This window comes from Vibrio sp. SCSIO 43137, from assembly GCF_028201475.1.
Lineage (GTDB): Bacteria > Pseudomonadota > Gammaproteobacteria > Enterobacterales > Vibrionaceae > Vibrio.
In genome coordinates this window covers 3,282,406-3,301,104 of record NZ_CP116383.1, presented here as the reverse complement: position 1 = coordinate 3,301,104, position 18,699 = coordinate 3,282,406, and the positions used below count along the sequence as shown (strand labels likewise).

The window sequence follows — 18,699 nt, the reverse complement described above, 5'->3', positions numbered from 1 at the left end:
GGGGAGTCGCTGAAATGCGACTCTTTTTGTTTAACCGATGATAAAATATTATGCTGGTTGCATAATGTTTTTAGAGATAGATATATGACGAGATTTCTGGTTAGAAAGTCAATGTTACTCGCTGTCAGTCTGGTATTTGCCAGCACTGGAGTAATGGCTGCAACTGATACCAATAACGATTATATCTGTGAAGCGAAGCAGAGCAGTAATAGTGAGTTACCCGTTCTGTCCAGAGAGTGTCCTGTTGGTAACGGGTTGTGGGGAAAAACACCAAAGCAGAAATCGGGTTTATTCTGGATTCAGTGTGGTATGTTCTCTAAACCAGTCGCTCTGGCTCAGGCAAAAAGTATTTATAGCAAGATTTCAACCGATGTCTGGATGAAACCTGAAAGCAGAGGGTATCGTTGCTTGATTGGACCTTATGATGCCTTTGACAATGCTTCACAGGACCTGAAACAACTTAAGACTTTAAAGCCATATCGTCAGGCATTTATCAGGGCAGTGTCTAAGGATTCTGATAAACCGGCAACGAGCGGAAAAGCGATGGCTGCACCAGCCAAGCAGCAAGTCACTAAAACGCCTCCTAAGCCTAAAGCGAAACCTAAACCCGTCTCCAAGCCTCAACCTAAACCAAAAGCCGTTACGCCGAAAAAGGCGGCTCCTATTCCTGTCGCAACGACCCGGCCTAACAGCACGGCTAAGAAAACCGATGTCGGTATGATGGTGGTTCGCCGTGAAACTAAGATTGGTGAGAACTACTATGCTATCCCTTTCCTGATGGAAGGGAATGAGCAGTACTATATGGAATACGGCATAGGCTGGAACCGGCTGAACTATGAAATGGCGACGCAGGTTTGCCAGTCTCAGGGGATGCGTCTGCTAAATGATATCGAGTGGAGAGCTTTGATTAACTCCGGTGTGATGACTAAGAAGCAGTGGCCGATTCATGTTCCTTACTGGGGTGAAGGTAAGCGCGGTTTGTTTACCAGCGGTAAAATTACCCAGTTAACAGGCACATCACTGCTGAATGTGGTTTGTATTAAGTAACCAACCATTAACAAAACAAGAGTAAAACACGCCGTCAGAAATAATAAAGCCCGCTACAGAACTACCTGTGGCGGGCTTTTTAATCAGCGTACGCCTTATCTCATAGTTTACAAACTACTCTTTATATTCCGGTCTGGAATTATACTGGAGAACCTTAAAAAATAAGGTGTGACAAGGTTTTTCCAGAAAAATGCAATAATTTGATTAATTTTAATAAAAATTTTGTCTGGAAAAAATATTTTCCAGAGTTAGAGATAGACTTTTGTATTGGTTATGTGGGCTTTTATAGTTACTGCAATTGGCCAATACTTGTTTACAAAAATTCCGAAGGAGACTTCGATTACTTACCAGGTTTGTTTTGTCAGGTATAATCTCTGATACCATGTTGTCTTCAACAAATTTCAGTAAATTCGTAACGTGTTCAATGATCGGTTTGCCAGCTTCAGAGTTGGTAGTTGCAGAATTTGCAACAACTGCCATTGAGCCAAATTGTACAACAGCCTATTGCACAAACGGAGCATACCATACATTTGCCCGGCTCTTTGTTCTAGCAGTATTTTGTATGAAACGGAAGAAAACTGGTTTTGCTATAATTAAGCGAATCTCAACTTCATATCTTGGATATATGTGATGAGTAAAAAAAGGCTTACGGAAGAATAATTGCTTGAAGACATGACAGCTTACAATGCACATGCTGATGAGCTTATCACAATAGAAAGTAAAGACGACTGGTTGTCTTTTGCTAAAACAGAAAGCGTATCTGATGATTTCATGGCCGAAAGAGTAGGTGTTTTTGATGAATCTGAGTCAAATATAATCAATCCAGAACCATCATGGCTCGCTGGGTAGTTCAGGTCAGTGAACGCTTTACTCCGCTATACCAAGCTCTTCACAAGCACCAGCTTGAGCAAGTGGTTATCCAGACGGATGAAACACCGCTGAACGTGCTTAAGGAGGAGAAGAAGTGATATATGTGGATCTACTGTTCTGGTGCCGGCTCGCCCGAAGCTACGCTGAAAGGTGTAAAAAATATCGTCTTGTTCGATTATCAAAATGGGCGTTCTCGAGCATGTCCTGAAGGTTTCTTGGGTGAATACGACGGCTGTCTACAAACAGACGGATACAAAGCGTATGACGGGTTAACGAAGGTAGAACACCTTGGTTGCCTAGCTCACGCACGCCGCAAGTTCATGGATGCAGAGAAACTGCAAGGGAAAGGCAAAACAGGCAAAGCTGATGCGGCGCTGGCGAAAATCCAGAAGCTGTATGCGTTGGAAACACGACTGAAAAGCAAATCTGCTGAGGAAAAAATGGCAGAGCGCCAGAAACTTGCGAAACCAATGTTGGATGATCTGCATAAATGGCTGACTTCGCAAAAATAGTAGAGTCCAGCCCACTGTGTAAAGCTATAAAGTAGACCGTTGGTCAGTGGCATAAGCTGGTTCGCTATATTGAAGATGGCCACTTATCCATCGACAATAACCGCGCAGAGCGTGCAATCAAATCCATGGTCATTGGGTGCAAAAACTGGCTCTTCGCTGATACTCCAAAAGGTGCGCATGCCAGTGCCATGCTGTACAGCATGGCACTGGCCAACGGTCTTATCATGTACGACTACCTGATTCAGTGCATGAAAGAGCAGGCTAAACCAGAACCAGATATCGAATCACTTCTTCCCTGGAATTTCTCTCACTAAGACTGCGCCCGTGGAATAATGGGGCGCTTACATATATATCGACAAGCATCGCTATAGATAATTTACTTATTTGAAGAATGAGAGTTGATCTCGCTGGTCTTCAGCCAGAGATGATAGCTCGTTTGCCGTTGATGCGCTTTGGTTGATACCAGTTACGTTCTGACTCACCAGATCAATTACCGAGTTAACTGATTTGTTTACATGTTCAGTCACACTGCTTTGTTGCTCTGCAGCAGTAGCCACTTGAGTATTCAATTCACTAATTTCAATGACGACCTTGGAGATGCCTTGCATAGCATCACTTGCTTCAACCATAACCTCACGGTTTTTGACCAGTCTATCTAGACTTTGAACCATAGTATTATTAGCTGAGCTCGCCTTACCTTGTAGTGACTCTATAATACCCTGGATCTCTTCAGTTGAAGTTTGGGTGCGTTCTGCCAGAGTTCTGACTTCTGATGCCACTACAGCAAAACCTCTACCTTGTTCACCAGCGCGTGCCGCCTCAATGGCTGCATTAAGCGCTAATAGATTGGTTTGCGCAGAAATATCTTCAATAACGCTAACCACTTCTCCAATTTTGATAGACTCGGTAGCCAGTTGGTCTATTTCATCAGCAGCATTCTCAAGCGTTACACTCATTTCCTTACTTGCGTTGTAGGTTCTATCGAAAGACTCAGACCCCTTGTTCGACAACTCAAGTGCATTTCGAGCTGCGCCGTCAGCAAGTGATGCATTCTTAGCAACGTCTTGTGCAGTGCGAGATAGTTCATTGATAGAGGTCGCAATAGAATCTATCTGGCTGCTTTCTTCCGCAGCATTACTTTCGGCCTGAACCATAACCGTTGATAACTCAGTCGATGCAGATGCGACATTATGGCCAACGGTGATAAGTGAGTCAGCAATAGACTTAAGGCGTTCAATCATTGAATTCATGCTTTGGCTTAGTTGGCCAAGCTCGTTAGTACTATCGACGTTCGCGCTAACATTGAAATCACCTTCGGAAAGGTGCTTCATTGCGGTTTGGACATTAACGATAGGTCTAACAATCATGTTTGAAACAACATATGGCATGCCCACAGAGAATGCCATGAGAAGTATCAACACAATGCCACCTTGGTATTGAAGGTCTAATACCTCTTTGGCTCTAGACGCTTTTCCAGAAGCCATATCTTGTTCATATGCAACAAATAAAGCAGTAATTGAGATTGATACTTCGCTAGATGACTTGTGATACTTAGATAGGACAATAGGTTTTCGAGAAAGGATAGACTCTAGATTGTTTTCCACCAAGTCTAGAAGTTCATGGATCGCTTTCTTTACTGCCAATTCATGCTCACCAGTAGCATTATCAAGAATAGCATTAATGTCAGTAATATTTTTATTAATACGAGCTTCAAGCTCTTGAATTGTCGAGTTGACACTTGAGTATGCACTTATATTTTCTTGAATATTGGCAATATCCATTGTCATTTGTGCAATGGCGTTACCATTTGATAGTGAAAGTGCGGCGACTTGTTCAGTTTCATCAATCTTCTCGACTAAAGAGGTTGCCATGAAGATAGTGCTAGCAATAAGAATAATGGCGGCTGATAGAACTGGCAGCATAATTTGCCACCGAACCGACATGTTTTTAAATTTTATCATATTGTTACCATACAATTTTGAGGTACAGGTGTAAGTTGTACGATATAGCCGATTCCTTTTGGGTGCGCACAATTTAACAGAGCGTCCAGCGTTTGGGGCGTAGATTATTGCTTTATTGGTAGTATTGTCAAATTAAGGATGGTAAGAAAAGAAGTAATGAACATTTCTCTTATGCTTCTAAAACAAGTAAGTCTTTTAAAATGTACGTTTATTTAGACTCAATTGATTGCATATTCTTTGTCATAACTCATAATAAACCTAAACAATCGAATGTCTTGTTCAACAAGAAAGGTGGCAAGTATGCGCTATATTACCGATGAACAAATTGAGGAAGGAAAGCGAGCTACGAAGTATTCTGAACCAACTGATATTGTACATGAGCACAACGACTGTATCAGGATCGCTTATGAATGGTTAGATGCACAAAAAAAAATCAAAAATACATCCAACAAAATTAGACCTATCAAACATTATATTGAAAGATGGGCTGGAAGGTATGTATCAACCTCAGACGTTGAAGTGGCAGCTACAATACACCCTGATATTCAAGGGAAATATCCATTTTTCAACCTCAGTGCCCGGCTAACAATGCCAAGCACTGATAGACTTAAGATGATTTCTGAAGCCTTTACTCAAGCTTACAACGAAAGACACGCCCCATCCATATACGCATATTTTGAGTAATATTCTTGAAGTAAGTTTGGAATGCTTAAGGTACACAGCTAAGAAAAAGTAACAACTGTAAATCATCAGGCTAAAGAAAAATGAACTTAAATGATGGTAAGAACATGATATATGAAATAAATGTACGCCTAACATATGAATCAGAACTCGACAGAAAATTGATTAAAGATATTAATCGCTTTCCGGAAGAAGAATGTTATCCACAGTATAAAAGTGCTTTCTGTGAGGAATTAGAAAATAACGACAAAGTGATCAGTGCATCAGAAACAGGCGTGAAGATTGATTCGAATTTAAGCATAGAAGAAGTCAAATCTTTACTACTCAGTATTCAAGATCTGGATAGTTTTCGGAATATTATCCGAATTTCTTCAATCAAAAGTCTTGAAGAGTAATTCTCAATTAAAGTGAGCCGAAGAAATATGTTTGCAAGCCCATTCTTAACTAAAGTGAGTCCGTTCGCATTGATTGTGAGCCGGATGCAAGCCTTATTCTCACTTAATGTGAGCCAAGAATGGGCGATGTAATCAAGTCGGAGGGATTATGTTCGTGAGCCGCTACACATACTTAGAACTAGGTTTATTAACAGATTTCAAATAACATAGATATCAACATTACGACATGGAAACTTATAGTACGTTGTATTTGATATATGCTTATCAAGTTTGGAATATCGATGAGCGATTAAGTAATTGGATTTAAAATGAAAAAAAATTATCTATTATTCAGTGCTGCTGTAGTTGTAGCAGGATCTCTTGCAGGTTGTGGTGAAGAAAGCAATTCGGGGTCATCCGCACCGACTAAAGTTGATGTGTACACTTCGATTGATAATTGTTCCACAGCTGTAGATGTCCCTAACTGTCAGTTTGAAAATGGCATCTATGTGTTGAAAATCGATACTGCTGTTTCTGATGCTCAACAAGCGAGAACTAAAGTCCAGGTTGAGGACTTTATTTCTCGTTTGCATGATGATGTTCGAAAAAGATACAGTCAAAAACGCGTTGTAATTGGCCTTTTAGAAGATGAACCAGATCCTTCGAGCGGCAGTACAGCAGACGCTTTCGTTCTGAAGCTTGCCGACAGTATGAATGAGAATAGTGGGACACCAAAAGTTTTGGATGCAGTAGAGTTAGTATATACAAACCTTGGCGGAAAGGATGAAACAACAAGTTTGACAACATATCAAAAATTGATTCAACTTTTCGATTACTACATTGACGGAAACAATAATACGATTGTTGGAGCTGAGCTGCTAGCCTCATATAATGCATTTAAAGCACTTCTCATTATTCAAGCTTCTGGCGGGTACCCTGAATATCTCGTCCATGATTCTTGTAACTATGGCAATGGTCAGCTAAATGCTAACACGTGCACGACCGACCCAGACGATGATCCTGACGGTAAAGGAAAAAGAGATCAGATTCACACTTTAAGTGCTGATTTAAATCCTGGAGCTATGATAGGACTAACGTATGAGTACATGCGTGATCCTAGTAAGGCTGAACTTGGTGAGGTTAAAGGGTCCAGTGGCACTGTCTTTAGTAATACTGGTACAATAGGACAGGGAAGCCCTGATGCAATCAATTGGTCAAACCCTGCCTTCAAACCTTTAGCGGATTACATCAATAAATGGCTTTTAACTAAGTAAAGCATAGATTTTTAGATATTACATATAAACAGCCAACGTGAAAGTAGTCCTGTAAGAGTTCGTACTTTATTCTGGAAAAGAAGCTCTCCTTAAAAGGGGAGCTTCACATTTCTGATGTTCCCATATTTGTTGTAGAAGCCTAGAGCGCGATATTTTGATATCCCATTTTAAGTACTTATTTATAAAAGTATTCTCCCACAACATCCCTACAAGTCGATTTTAATAGACTTTTCTGAATTTACTTTCACCAGAATTAACTTCAAATGACTTCGGAATGCGTGACGCTGGATTGCCGGTTTAATTCTCAATTAAAGTGAGTCCGTTTGCATTGATTGTGAGCCAAGAATGGGCGATGTAATCAAGTCGGAGGGATTATATTCGTGAGCTGCTACAATTAGGTGACTCTAAATCCCTGATACCTGACTCTAGCTCTGCAATTTGATATTGATACTGTTGAATAATTAGGGCAAGCTGATTATGTTGGCTCGCCATACCTGCTAGTTGTTGTTTGTACACTTCAACTTGATTTCTGTATTTTTCTTTTAACTTAGACTCATTTGCAAGGCGTTCACGTAGTTTGGAAATCTTATCTTCATAGGCATTTTGTGCTTTTGTTAACGGGGTATTTTTGCGGGCTGCCTCTTTAACTTTTTCCACAATATCCTTGTAGTAATAAGCAGAGCCATCTCCAAGTCCAGCTTCTTCTTCAACAGCCTTGACAGATATTTTTCTATTAGGGTCAACTCGCTTAGTATCTCCAGAAACAAGTCTTTGTAGAGCTTGTTCTAGTTCAACTCTCGTAATTTGGGATTTGCTCATACTTGTTGCCGCCTATATCGAATCTGGTGAAAGGTATTTGAAAACGGTGCAGGACTTTCTCTGCTGCTCTTATTTGAGTGATGAAATGTGAATACATTGAGTTTGTCAAAGTTCCCAGTGCGTCCATATCTTGTACTTGTTTGCAGACCCAAGAGTATCGCTTTTGCCAGTTTTCAACTTGTTCTTTGCCGATAATTTGGTTTTCACAATTCATACAGTTAGCTGGTGAGCTTACTTTATGCATCTGGCATTCATATCCAGCCATACAGTATGAGTGCAAGGTACCAACTAGGGTTAATCGACCAGCTTTAACGTGCTCGTTTATAGCATCCCAGGACCTGTACTTCTTATGTAGGCTTAAGCGGTTTTTGTTTATCGAACCGGCCATTTTCCCCATTAGATTCAAAGATTCTTTGTCATCATACCAAGAGTGAATTTTGTGAGTTGTCGACTCTACAACTACCTCGTTCAAAAATGATTGAAGCTCTGTATCTATCTGTAACGCTTTTATTTTAGACGCTATTCCGCCTTCTCCGTACCATTCGGTTGTAGGTAAATCCAAGTGTTTAAATTGTTGTTTGATTGCTATGTCATGACAAAGACTATGCCTTTTTGCGAAAACGGCGAATGTACGTCGAAGCTGATGCGTGGTAAGTGGCCATACTTTTCCAACTTTCAAGCGATTGTCGGCATGGTCTGGTTCTCTGTTAGGGTTGATTACTTCAAATTCAACCATATCCTCTTCAGTGATAAATGCTCCGGCATTTTTACAGATTCGACTGAAATGCCTACGCATATTGTCATCTTGTCGAATGATTGGCTTGCGAGCTTTTTTCCCTTGTCCTAACCATAAGCAGCTTGAGTTGTGGATGCTCATAGGATCGCTATCTTCAAGCAACTGAACTCTCATATGGCGTGAAATTGCTTCCGCTAGCTCAATCGCTTTTTGGGTATATTTGGTCGTAACCCATTCAGCGGCTTGTGGCTTTCCTTGACTAAACTTGTGTTGCTCAGATTGAAGAACGTAGTATTTTCTACCATATACTTCTTTTTCCTTGAAGCTGTTGGAATGAAGGCTGAAAAGCTCAGACCGTCTCATTCCCGTCAGAGCGCCGCAAACGATATAACAGATAGTCTGAAGCTCAATAATAGTGCCTTGGAGTTTGTTGGCATGAGATGGAATCAGGCTATCAAGTGGTGTTCCTGTAATGTGCGCGTCTATTATGCTTGGATAACTGAATGGTTTATGCTTATTGACTTCAACTCGGTAACTTGAGGAATCTTGATGGAGCCAGCTCCATATGCCTGAGTTGATTTTGTCATTTACTCTTTTTTTTCCTTCTTCATAGTTTTGTCGTATATCATGAAGAAGGTCATGTATTGCTTCTTTGTGAGGATGAAAGGTATCAATAGTGTTGAAACAGTACTGGTAAATTTTTTCCATTAGCCGCGTAGGGATCGCGTAAAACTGATTTTTACCATCGAGCCTTGATTTTCCTGTAATGTCAAAAGAAAAGGCGCTTTGCCCAAGTCCGTTAGGTAGTTCAAAATCAAGGGGGAGATACTTTGATACTTTTTCAACATGCATCAATGCGGTGTATATCCCTTCGACTTGAGCTGCCCTATATTTTAAGCCTCTTAGATGCTTACAAAGCTCATTAAATACTAAGTGAGACCTTAAGCAAGATATAGACTGATAACCTGATTGATCTAGGTATTTGTAGATGATGCATATTTTTGAGTACCTAGCCATAAGTGTAGAGGGTTTTATTACCGCTCCTTTCCGGTGGTGGCCTGCGATGTATAGCCATGAAAAGCAAATTAGTTTGAGCTCTCTAGCTAATTGGTCGTCATTAATCTTTGAAAATACGATGTGTTTTTTGTAGGTAGTCCTTGCATCTAGGTAAGCACGGAAGTCCCACTCTTCATCTCCAAAGTGGCTTTTAGGTGTCCCGTCAAAGCCTTTAGTAACAACAACTTTGTCCAACTCTTGGTGTTTGTTTGATATATATAGCTGCACCGTTTTTTTATACTCGGAAATGTTCTCTTGAAGAATGTTTTTGGGAAGCTCAAAAAGTGGTGTCATCTCATATGCCCTTCTAAAAATCGATATTTATTCCGGCAGGCCACAACGGGTGACGACCATCATTTTTTAGTAGTTTCTCTGCTTGTCTTTTTACTTTTGGGTGGATTGTGAAGAGAACCCTGTTTATAGAGTCAATCAGTGCAGAGTAGTTTTTAAGGAAGTGCTTTTCACTTATATGGAATGCTTTGGAATCTATGATGGACTCCCTATAGCTAAGTAGGCACCAAATATCTTCAGCACACTCAATGATTACTTGGTTTTCGCATTGAAAGCAGTTGTGTATGTCTGAGCAAGCCCCCTCTGGCAGGATAGTTGTCACTGTTAAAATTTAACCAGTTAGGGGCGGTAACAGAGTAAAGAATGGCTCGTTATTCCCAAGAAAGAAGAGAAGCAGTACTGAAGAAGTTGTTACCTCCGTACTCCCGGTCAGTGGCAGAAGTGGCGCTCGAAGAAGGAATTCATGAAGCAACCCTGTACAATTGGCGAAAACAACTCAGAGAATCAGGAACCGTTGTGCCAAACAGTAATACTTCTTCCGAGCAGTGGTCAGCTCAAACTAAATTGGCCGTTGTGGCAGAAACTTATTCCATGACAGAGAACGAACTAAGCCAGTACTGTCGTGAGAAAGGACTTTATCCCGAGCAGATTAAAGAGTGGCGCGGTGAGTGTATGCAAGGCTTCATGTCCAGTAAGGAACGAGAAGCCCAAGCGAAGAAACAAGCCAAAGAAGATAAAAGAGAAATCAAAGAGTTAAAGAAAGAACTCCGCCATAAAGAAAAAGCCTTAGCTGAAACTGCCGCCTTGCTGGTGCTGAGAAAAAAGCTGAGAGCCTTTTACGGGGAAGAACCAGAGGACGATTAACCTCGACCTATGAAAGGCAAAGCCTGATCACACTCTATATCACGAGGCTCGCCAAAGCGGCTGTAGGTTGGAAAACGCATGTCACGAAGTTGAGATAGATCTCCGAACTTACCGCCGCTGGTATCAAGATGGAGAGGTTCAGGAAGATCAACGGCCGATAGCTCCGCGACCAGTGCCAGTTAACAAGCTCACAGAGCTAGAACGACAAACCATCATCGATGTGAGCAAACAACGCAGAGTACGCAAGTCTGCCACCGACTCAGATTGTACCAACGTTACTGGACAAAGGTGACTATATAGCTTCAGAGTCGAGCTTCTATCGCGTACTGAAAGCAGCAGGACAACTTAACCGCAGAGGACGCCAGCGTAGTCGACAAAAGGCATCTAGGCCAACGAGCTACACCGCAACAGCTCCTAATCAGGTTTTTACTTGGGATATTACCTATCTCCCGTCAGGTGTCCGCGGGCAATATTATTATCTGTATGTGATAGAAGACATCTACAGCAGAAAAATCGTAGGTTACGAGGTGCATGAACGTGAATGCGGAGAGCTGGCTTCGCAGTTATTACAACGTACGCTGATGCGTGAACAGTGCTTCAACCAGCCTCTGGTTCTGCACTCAGATAACGGTGGACCGATGAAGTCGTTTACGTTAAAAGCGAAAATGGAAGAGCTGGGGATCACACCTTCTTATAGCCGTCCAAGAGTCAGTGATGATAATCCTTATGTGGAATCGCTGTTCCGTACGCTTAAGTATGTGCCAAGCTGGCCGTCTGGCGGTTTTAATAGTCTTGAAGCAAGCCGTGTGTGGGTAGAGACCTTCGCTAACTGGTACAACACGGAACATAAGCACAGCCGATTAAACTATGTGACCCCATCGGAGCGTCACAACGGTAAAGATATGGAAATCTTGAAGCATCGTGAAAGAGTGTTGATGGAACACCGAAGGCAAAAGCCAGAACGCTGGTCACGGAATATCAGGAACTGTGAACCGATCGGAGAAGTTCATCTGAACCCAGAAAAAGAAGTTGCTTGAAAACTAAGCAAATAGTGACAACTATCTTGAAAAACGCCGCAAGCAAGATGATCAACATTGAAGTTTTTGGGATTAAAGTGATTTCTTCTACGGTACTTATCTGCATGTGATGAAAAGACATTTTTACATCCTGTACCCAAAATGGTTTTTTCTCCATTAGAGGTGGCATACTTTTTTAGAAACTCTTCGTATGGCAATATTTCAATTCCTAGCTCTCTTTTGGCGTACTCTTTGGCAGAGTTAATATCGGAACAACGAATAGAGCCTTCTAAGGTATAAGTAGCTGCAAGTAATTGTTTTTCATTTTCATTAACATTTCCCGAGGTGTAGTGCTTATTGAAGGTCTGTGGAGTGTTGCCAAGAAGTAACGCAGTTTCTGTGGCATTACCAGTTTTAGCTAGGTATCGATAACTACCACTTGCTCTAAAGCGCGCTGCCGTTGGGCGTAGTGGCTTTCCCTCATCTGAAATCAGTGAGAAGGTTTGTTGCACCCAGTTGGAAAACGTTTGAATATGGCTCTGCTCTAAAGGGGCTATAACCCCACCTTTAGCTTGGTACAGTAAATGGGTATCTGAAGATATTGTATTGCTTAGCTCTAGTAATCTTTCAAAAAAACGGAGTGCGTTTTTGGGAACATGAAATGTTCCATTGTCTCCAATGGAAATAGATACAAACTTGTTGGCTCTAGGTTTGAGCACACTTTGTTCATACCAAATGCCACCGTTGAAACTCTTCTGCTTAGGCTTTGTCATATTGAGTATTACAGTCGTGTTTCCCCACGTGTAATACGCTAGCAGAAAGTAGGCGGCACTAAAGCACTTTGTAACAGGAGATGCAATATCATGTGTGTGGCCGTTATATTTAAACCAAGCTGTTCGTTTATTAGATGATGCTGACAAATGCACTTCTGGATTCTCGAACACCTGCTTTGAAACCTGAAAGAAGAAGCGATAAATAATTCTGATAAGGATTGTAATCTCTCTGTCGGAGTATCCTTGAGTTGGGTTGGGCTCTGAGCGAAAGACTGCATAACTAGAAAACCACTTTGAAGCTGGATTACCAAGTTTCTCTAGGCATTTTTTTATACAAGAGATTCTTTTCCGAGCTGAGTTCACATTTAGCTTTGATAACCTTACGTGCTCAATGAGATCTCTCTCGAATGCTTCTACTGCTTCTGCACTTTCGGGAGTTAAAGATTTGAGGTCGCAGAATCTCACGTAAATAGCAAAGTCTCTCAAGTAGCATTGTTTTGTCTGATCTGAGTACTCATGAGCCTCATTAAAAAATCGAAACCACCTTAAAACATCTTTGTCCCGATTAGCTGGAGTAGCTTGATGTAGGTTTCGTTTGAATTCCACGCCCATATAAAAAAAACGAGTAAAGTCATAAGTAAAAAATTGATTGACCCCCGTTCGAAGCTTAATCAATAACTTTGGAGGTGAATATGTCATGATATAGCCTCCTCGATTATTTGATCTAACATTACAATCGCATTTTGATTAGCTTGCTGTTTCCTTAGATAACGCAAGTACTTCCAGGTCGTTTTGTCGTCGTTGTGACCCATCCATGCCATGACCAATGCAAGTGCATCTCCTACTGGGATATGATCTAATAGAGCGTCCAACCGGTATGTACCGTAGCTTGCTCTAAGGTCGTGTGTTCGGTGTTGGAAGTTTGTGTTATAAGTCTTTTTTATCTCTAACCTAAGTCTGCGGAAGTATTGTTGAATATTGTTGCTACACAGAGGGTTACCACGATTGTTTAGTAATAGAGTAGATTGCTGAGTTTCAGATTTAACAGCTCGAATATAGCGTCTTTCTGAAATGGCATATATATACATCCTTCGCATGAGTGAGTAAGGAATCTCTACTCTTCTTGTCTTGCTAAATTTGGTTTTAACTCCATTGAAGGGACCAATTTCTACTTCGCACCTTTGCACCCCATAGTTCGGTTTTTTCACTGCTTCTAAAGGAAACGTACATGCTTCTTCTACCCGTAGCCCTGATTGTAATTGAAGTAATTGATGGATAATAAACTCATCAGAATAACTGGTGATACATTCTGCAAACCATTTCAATTCCAGCTGTGAAAGTGGATTTAGTTTTTGCTGATCGTTTCGGGCTGGCTTTCTAATTCTCAAATCAGTAGAGCGAACAACAAATTTAGGGTTGTTATGGCTCATCATGCCAGTGTTAGCAATATGAACTAGCTGATAGTCAAAAGGTTTGTTATCTTCAGTGAATGTGATGAATCGCTCATGTGCTGCCCATTCATAAAACTTGATAACCTGTTGAATGTATAGAGAAGCTGTTGAATAAGCGATAGAGCCATCTTTAGCAGACTTTAAGAGAATGTCATTTCGAAAACGATATGTGGGCTTCAGGTAGTCCACGGAAGGAAAAGCATTCCAAGCGCATCCGGAAACTTCTAGGAATTCCCAGTATTTTTTTATCGCTCTAACACTCCCGGAGATATCAGCGGCATTTCGAACATTGATTAAATAATTTAGCCATAGATTAACGGGAAGAATGTACTCGTTATCTTTCGAGTAAAATGTAGGGAAGCCCTTGAGCTTGTGACTTCTGGTTGACTTGGCGGCGGGATAAAGTCTTGGAACTTCGAAGTCGTGTGACTTGATAACAGTAACCATACTAGCCTCCAAAAGAAAGATGATTCCTTATTCGAGACTAGTATGTTTTCCAGAGTTTACAAATCTACAGGGTAGATTTTCCAGACACTGATCTACATAGTAACAAACTCTTCAGAGCCTGTCGGGTGAATGGCAACAACGCTATCGAAGTCAGCTTTTGTCGCACCCATCTTAATGGCAACGGCAAAGCCCTGAATCATCTCATCAACGGTAAAGCCGATACCGTGCAGGCCAACGATTTTTTCGTCGTCTCCGGCACATACCAGCTTCATCTTACAAGGCTGGCGGTGCTTGGTTACTGCGGTGTACATAGCGGTAAAACCAGAGGTGTAGACTTTTACATTCTCTTCGCCATACTTTTCTTTGGCTTCAGGCTCTGTTAAACCGATAGTACCGATTGGTGGGTGGCTGAATACAACCGTAGGGACCAGATCGTAATCCATCTTGGCTTCCGGTTTGTTGTTAAACAGGCGCTCAGAGAGCTGACGACCGGCTTTAACAGCAACTGGTGTTAACTCAATACCACCTTCCATAATATCGCCGACACAGTAAACCCCTTCTACATTAGTTTGCTGGTACTCATCTACCTTGATATAACCGCGGGCGTTGGTTTCAACACCTGTCGCTTCAAGGTTAATAGCGTCAGTAGCGGGGTGGCGGCCGATGGCCCAGATGAGAGTATCTACATTCTGGCTCTCACCGTTTTCAAGATGAAGCGTCAGGCTGCCGTCAGCCTCTTTAACCACTTCTTTTGGTACCGAGTGAGTATGCAGAGTCGGACCTTCTTCCGCCATCACATCAACCAGCGTGTCGATAATCATTGGATCGAACGAACGTATTGGAGACTGTTTGCGTACGTAAAGGTGTGTCTCTGTGCCCAGCGCATGTAATACACCGGCAATTTCTACCGCGATATAACCAGCACCGACAACGGCAACACGTTTAGGCTGCTCATTCAGGTCAAAGAAGCCATTAGAATCGATACCGTACTCTGCACCCGGAACACCCGGGATAGTTGGTCTGCCACCTACGGCAATAAGGATATGGTCTGCGGTATAATGCTGGCCGTTTACTTCAACGGTTTTGGCATCAACAAAGCGGGCAAAGCCTTTAATCACTTCAACCTTGTTATTACCCAGAACATTGTCATAGGAGTTATGGATACGGCCAATATAAGCCTGACGATTCTCAACCAGCTTGTCCCAGTTGAATCCGTTCAGGTTTACATCAAAACCATAATCTTCAGAGTAAAGCTTGATAGCCTCGGCTACCTGCGCACCATGCCACATCACTTTTTTAGGTACACAGCCGACGTTCACACAGGTTCCACCCAGATCTTTGGCTTCAATAAGGGCTACTTTGGCTCCATACATGGCTGCACGGTTAGCAGAAGCGATGCCGCCGCTACCACCACCGATGCAGATATAATCAAAATGTGTTGTCATTACTTTCTCCAGTTTTGTTTTTATATCCATTTTATATTGGGGAGGCCGCCGGTTTAATCAAGTTTATTCCGGTACCAGCCATTCCAGAGTGTAGTGCCCGGTTGCCGGGGCTATTTTCTGTTTCAGATAAGGCAGAACGTGTTCCATCTGCTTTTCTAGCTTCCAGGGAGAATTGATAACAATCATCCCAGACGCTGTCATGCCTCTCTCATTGCTGTCTGGTGCGACACCAAGCTCGATTTGCAATATCTTTCTGATTCCCAGAGATTTCAGGCCATCCAGCATATCATCAATATCACAGCGGTTAACTACCGGATACCAGATAGCGTAGATACCGGTTGCCCAGCGTTTGTGGCTTTGGGCAATGGCTCTCACTACGTCCCGGTACTCTTTCGCCAGTTCATAAGGTGGGTCGATAAGCACTAGTCCGCGCCTCTCTTTAGGAGGCAGGCTGGCTTTTAGTACTTTAAAGCCGTCGTCTTTATGAATTTTAACTTGTCTGTCGTGATGAAACTCTTGCTCCAGTAGAGGATAGTCGCTTGGGTGCAACTCTGTCAGTACCATTCTGTCCTGATCTCTCAGCTGCGCACGGGCTATTCTTGGTGAACCGGGGTAATAGCGTAACTCAGAGCCTGTGTTTAGCTGCTGAACCGCACTCAGGTACTCGCTCAACTCCTCAGGAGATTCACTCTGCTGCCAGACTCTGGCGATGCCCTGTTTATATTCACCTGTCTTTTCTGACCACTCATGGGTCAGGTCATAGCGACCCACGCCGGAGTGAGTGTCGTGATAAACAAACGGCTTCTCTTTGTTCTTTAGTGACTCCAGAATCAGACTCTGGACAATATGCTTCACTACATCTGCGTGATTTCCAGCATGGAAGCTGTGTCGGTAACTTAACAAAATAGACTCTCGAAACACTCTGAACTAGAGTGTGATAGATGATGAAAAATCAATACCCTGAAGTATACGCTACTATTGAAAAATCTATAAGCAGCCTACATTTAGATATAAAGATTTGAAAAAGGAATGTTCTATGTCCAACCCACTTACTAATTTTGCTGATCTGCCCCCGTTTTCTCAGATTAAACCAGATCATGTTAAACCTGCTGTAGAGCAGGCTATTGCAAATTGTCGTATTAAGGTAGAGCAGGTACTAGAGGGCAACAAAACACCTAGCTGGGACTCCATCTGTGCGCCTCTGGCAGAGGTGGATGACAGGCTAAGCCGCATCTGGTCACCGGTAAGCCATATGAACTCAGTAGTAAACAGTACCGAACTGAGAGAGGCTTATGAAAGCTGCCTGCCTCTGTTGTCTGAGTACGGAACCTGGGTTGGCCAGCACAGAGGCTTATATGAGGCTTATAAAGCAATTAAAGCCGGAGATGAGTTTAAACAGCTCTCTCAGCCACAGCAGAAAACCATCAATGATGCCCTGCGTGACTTTGAGTTGTCTGGTATTGGCCTGCCGGCTGATGAGCAGCACCGCTATGGTGAAATCAGTAAGCGCATGTCTGAGCTGGGATCTCAGTTCTCAAACAATGTACTGGATGCCACCATGGGCTGGAATAAGCATATTACAGATAAAGAACTGCTGAAAGGTATGCCTGAATCGGCATTGGCTGCGGCTGAAGCAGCAGCTAAAGCGAAGGAGCTGGACGGCTGGCTGCTTACCCTTGATGTCCCTTCCTACCTGCCGGTTATCACTTATTGTGACAATCAGGAGCTGCGTAAAGAGATGTATGAGGCTTATGTTACCCGTGCTTCAGATCGTGGCCCAAATGCGGGCAAATGGGATAACAGTGAAATTATGGCGGAGCAACTGAAGCTGCGTTATGAAATTGCCCGTTTACTTGGTTTCTCTTCCTACTCGGAAAAGTCTCTGGCAACCAAGATGGCAGAAACCCCGGAACAAGTTCTTGGTTTTCTGAATGACCTTGCTGATAAGGCCAAACCTCAGGGAGAGCGGGAAGTCGAAGAGCTGACGGCATTTGCCAGTGAGCAGTTTGGTGTTGACTCCCTGAACCTGTGGGATATTCCTTATTACAGTGAAAAGCAGAAGCAACACTTGTTTAATATCTCAGATGAAGAGCTAAGACCGTATTTCCCCGAAGAGCGCGTTATTTCTGGCCTGTTTGAGGTTCTTAACCGTGTATTTAAGATGACAGTGAAAGAGAAACAGGGCGTAGATAGCTGGCATGACTCTGTCCGTTTCTTTGATATTTTTGATGAGAAGAAAACCCTGCGTGGCAGCTTCTATCTTGACCTCTATGCCCGTGAGCATAAACGTGGCGGAGCATGGATGGATGAATGCCGTGTTCGCCGGGTTACTGAAGATGGAGAGCTGCAAACACCAGTTGCCTATCTGACCTGCAACTTTAATAAGCCGGTCGGGGATAAACCTGCGCTGTTTACCCACGATGAGGTTGTTACTCTGTTCCACGAGTTTGGTCATGGTGTTCACCATATGCTGACCCAGATAGATGTATCTTCTGTGTCTGGCATCAATGGTGTTCCGTGGGATGCAGTAGAGCTGCCAAGTCAGTTTCTGGAAAACTGGTGCTGGGAAGAAGAAGCCCTTGCCTTTATCTCAGGGCACTATGAAACCGGCGAACCGCTTCCTTCTGAAATGCTGGAGAAGATGCTGGATGCGAAAAACTTCCAGTCAGCGATGTTTATTCTCCGCCAACTGGAATTTGGTTTGTTCGATTTCACCATGCATACGGAGTACGATCCTGAGGTAGGTGCCCGGGTACTTGAGACTTTGGCTGAAGTTAAGAGCAAAGTAGCGGTTTTACCTAGCTTAGAGTGGAGCCGTTTCTCTCACTCATTCAGTCATATTTTTGCTGGTGGCTATAGCGCAGGCTATTACAGCTACCTTTGGGCTGAAGTGCTTTCAGCTGATGCATTTTCCTGTTTTGAAGAGGAAGGCATCTTCAATCAGGATACAGGTAAGCGCTTCCTGAATGCGATTCTGGAAAAAGGCGGAAGTGAAGAACCTATGGAGCTGTTTAAGCGTTTCAGGGGAAGAGAGCCTAAGATTGATGCACTGTTAAGGCACTCAGGTATTGCTGCCTGAGTT

12 protein-coding genes and 4 pseudogenes are annotated in these 18,699 nt (G+C 42.7%); 8 read left to right on the top strand and 8 right to left on the bottom strand.

Annotated features, from left to right (window positions below; genetic code table 11):
• Positions 1-84: 84 nt before the first annotated feature.
• The 3 genes and pseudogenes from PK654_RS15510 to tnpC all read left to right on the top strand — a co-directional run.
• A complete protein-coding gene (locus PK654_RS15510; protein WP_271696836.1) occupies positions 85-1,047 on the top strand; it encodes an SPOR domain-containing protein in 963 nt (320 codons plus the stop codon).
• Between the two features lie 660 nt (positions 1,048-1,707).
• Positions 1,708-1,896: a hypothetical protein gene (locus PK654_RS23045; RefSeq protein ID WP_443088715.1), complete on the top strand. Its 189-nt coding sequence runs from the start codon at positions 1,708-1,710 to the stop codon at positions 1,894-1,896.
• A pseudogene (gene tnpC / locus PK654_RS15505) lies at positions 1,869-2,743 on the top strand (IS66 family transposase); the annotation flags it as partial. The gene PK654_RS23045 and the pseudogene tnpC, both read left to right, overlap by 28 nt.
• A 66-nt stretch (positions 2,744-2,809) precedes the next feature.
• On the opposite strand, the gene PK654_RS15500 reads toward tnpC, so the two are convergent.
• Complete coding sequence (locus tag PK654_RS15500) at positions 2,810-4,390, bottom strand: methyl-accepting chemotaxis protein (protein WP_271696835.1); 1,581 nt, start codon at positions 4,388-4,390, stop codon at positions 2,810-2,812.
• A gap of 300 nt (positions 4,391-4,690) precedes the next feature.
• Here PK654_RS15500 and PK654_RS15495 point away from each other — a divergent pair, with 300 nt between their 5' ends.
• The 3 genes from PK654_RS15495 to PK654_RS15485 all read left to right on the top strand — a co-directional run bounded on the left by PK654_RS15495 (position 4,691) and on the right by PK654_RS15485 (position 6,719).
• Complete coding sequence (locus PK654_RS15495) at positions 4,691-5,074, top strand: hypothetical protein (protein ID WP_271696834.1); 384 nt, start codon at positions 4,691-4,693, stop codon at positions 5,072-5,074.
• 80 nt (positions 5,075-5,154) lie between these two features.
• Complete coding sequence (locus PK654_RS15490; protein WP_271696833.1) at positions 5,155-5,466, top strand: hypothetical protein; 312 nt, start codon at positions 5,155-5,157, stop codon at positions 5,464-5,466.
• Positions 5,467-5,774: 308 nt separating this feature from the next.
• Entirely contained in the window at positions 5,775-6,719 is a 945-nt protein-coding gene (locus PK654_RS15485; RefSeq protein ID WP_271696832.1) for a histidine ammonia-lyase, read from the top strand.
• A gap of 372 nt (positions 6,720-7,091) precedes the next feature.
• On the opposite strand, the gene PK654_RS15480 is transcribed toward PK654_RS15485, so the two are convergent.
• From PK654_RS15480 to PK654_RS15470, 3 genes and pseudogenes are all read right to left on the bottom strand, one after another.
• Positions 7,092-7,538 (bottom strand): hypothetical protein, encoded by a 447-nt coding sequence (locus tag PK654_RS15480; RefSeq protein ID WP_271696831.1) that lies wholly within the window; start codon positions 7,536-7,538, stop codon positions 7,092-7,094.
• Positions 7,510-9,624, bottom strand: coding sequence for an integrase (locus tag PK654_RS15475; RefSeq protein ID WP_271696830.1), 2,115 nt, complete (start codon positions 9,622-9,624; stop codon positions 7,510-7,512). Before PK654_RS15475 ends, PK654_RS15480 begins: the two co-directional genes overlap by 29 nt.
• Positions 9,625-9,637: 13 nt before the next feature.
• Positions 9,638-9,919 (bottom strand): annotated as a pseudogene (locus PK654_RS15470) (hypothetical protein); the annotation flags it as partial.
• A 65-nt stretch (positions 9,920-9,984) separates the two neighbouring features.
• Between PK654_RS15470 and PK654_RS15465 the strand changes: the two are divergent.
• Positions 9,985-11,522, top strand: a pseudogene (locus PK654_RS15465) (IS3 family transposase).
• Between the two features lie 38 nt (positions 11,523-11,560).
• Here the strand turns inward: PK654_RS15465 and PK654_RS15460 are convergent.
• From PK654_RS15460 to PK654_RS15445, 4 genes and pseudogenes are all read right to left on the bottom strand, one after another.
• A pseudogene (locus PK654_RS15460) lies at positions 11,561-12,973 on the bottom strand (hypothetical protein); the annotation flags it as partial.
• Positions 12,970-14,172 carry a tyrosine-type recombinase/integrase gene (locus tag PK654_RS15455; protein WP_271696829.1) on the bottom strand — a complete coding sequence of 401 codons (1,203 nt, stop codon included), beginning with the start codon at positions 14,170-14,172 and terminating at the stop codon, positions 12,970-12,972. The pseudogene PK654_RS15460 and the gene PK654_RS15455, both read right to left, overlap by 4 nt.
• Before the next feature lie 92 nt (positions 14,173-14,264).
• Positions 14,265-15,617: a glutathione-disulfide reductase gene (gene gorA, locus PK654_RS15450; RefSeq protein WP_271696828.1), complete on the bottom strand. Its 1,353-nt coding sequence runs from the start codon at positions 15,615-15,617 to the stop codon at positions 14,265-14,267.
• A 63-nt stretch (positions 15,618-15,680) separates the two neighbouring features.
• Complete coding sequence (locus PK654_RS15445) at positions 15,681-16,520, bottom strand: 23S rRNA (adenine(2030)-N(6))-methyltransferase RlmJ (RefSeq protein ID WP_271696827.1); 840 nt, start codon at positions 16,518-16,520, stop codon at positions 15,681-15,683.
• 133 nt (positions 16,521-16,653) lie between these two features.
• Here PK654_RS15445 and prlC point away from each other — a divergent pair, with 133 nt between their 5' ends.
• Positions 16,654-18,696 carry an oligopeptidase A gene (gene prlC / locus PK654_RS15440; protein WP_271696826.1) on the top strand — a complete coding sequence of 681 codons (2,043 nt, stop codon included), beginning with the start codon at positions 16,654-16,656 and terminating at the stop codon, positions 18,694-18,696.
• The last annotated feature ends 3 nt before the right edge of the window (positions 18,697-18,699 follow it).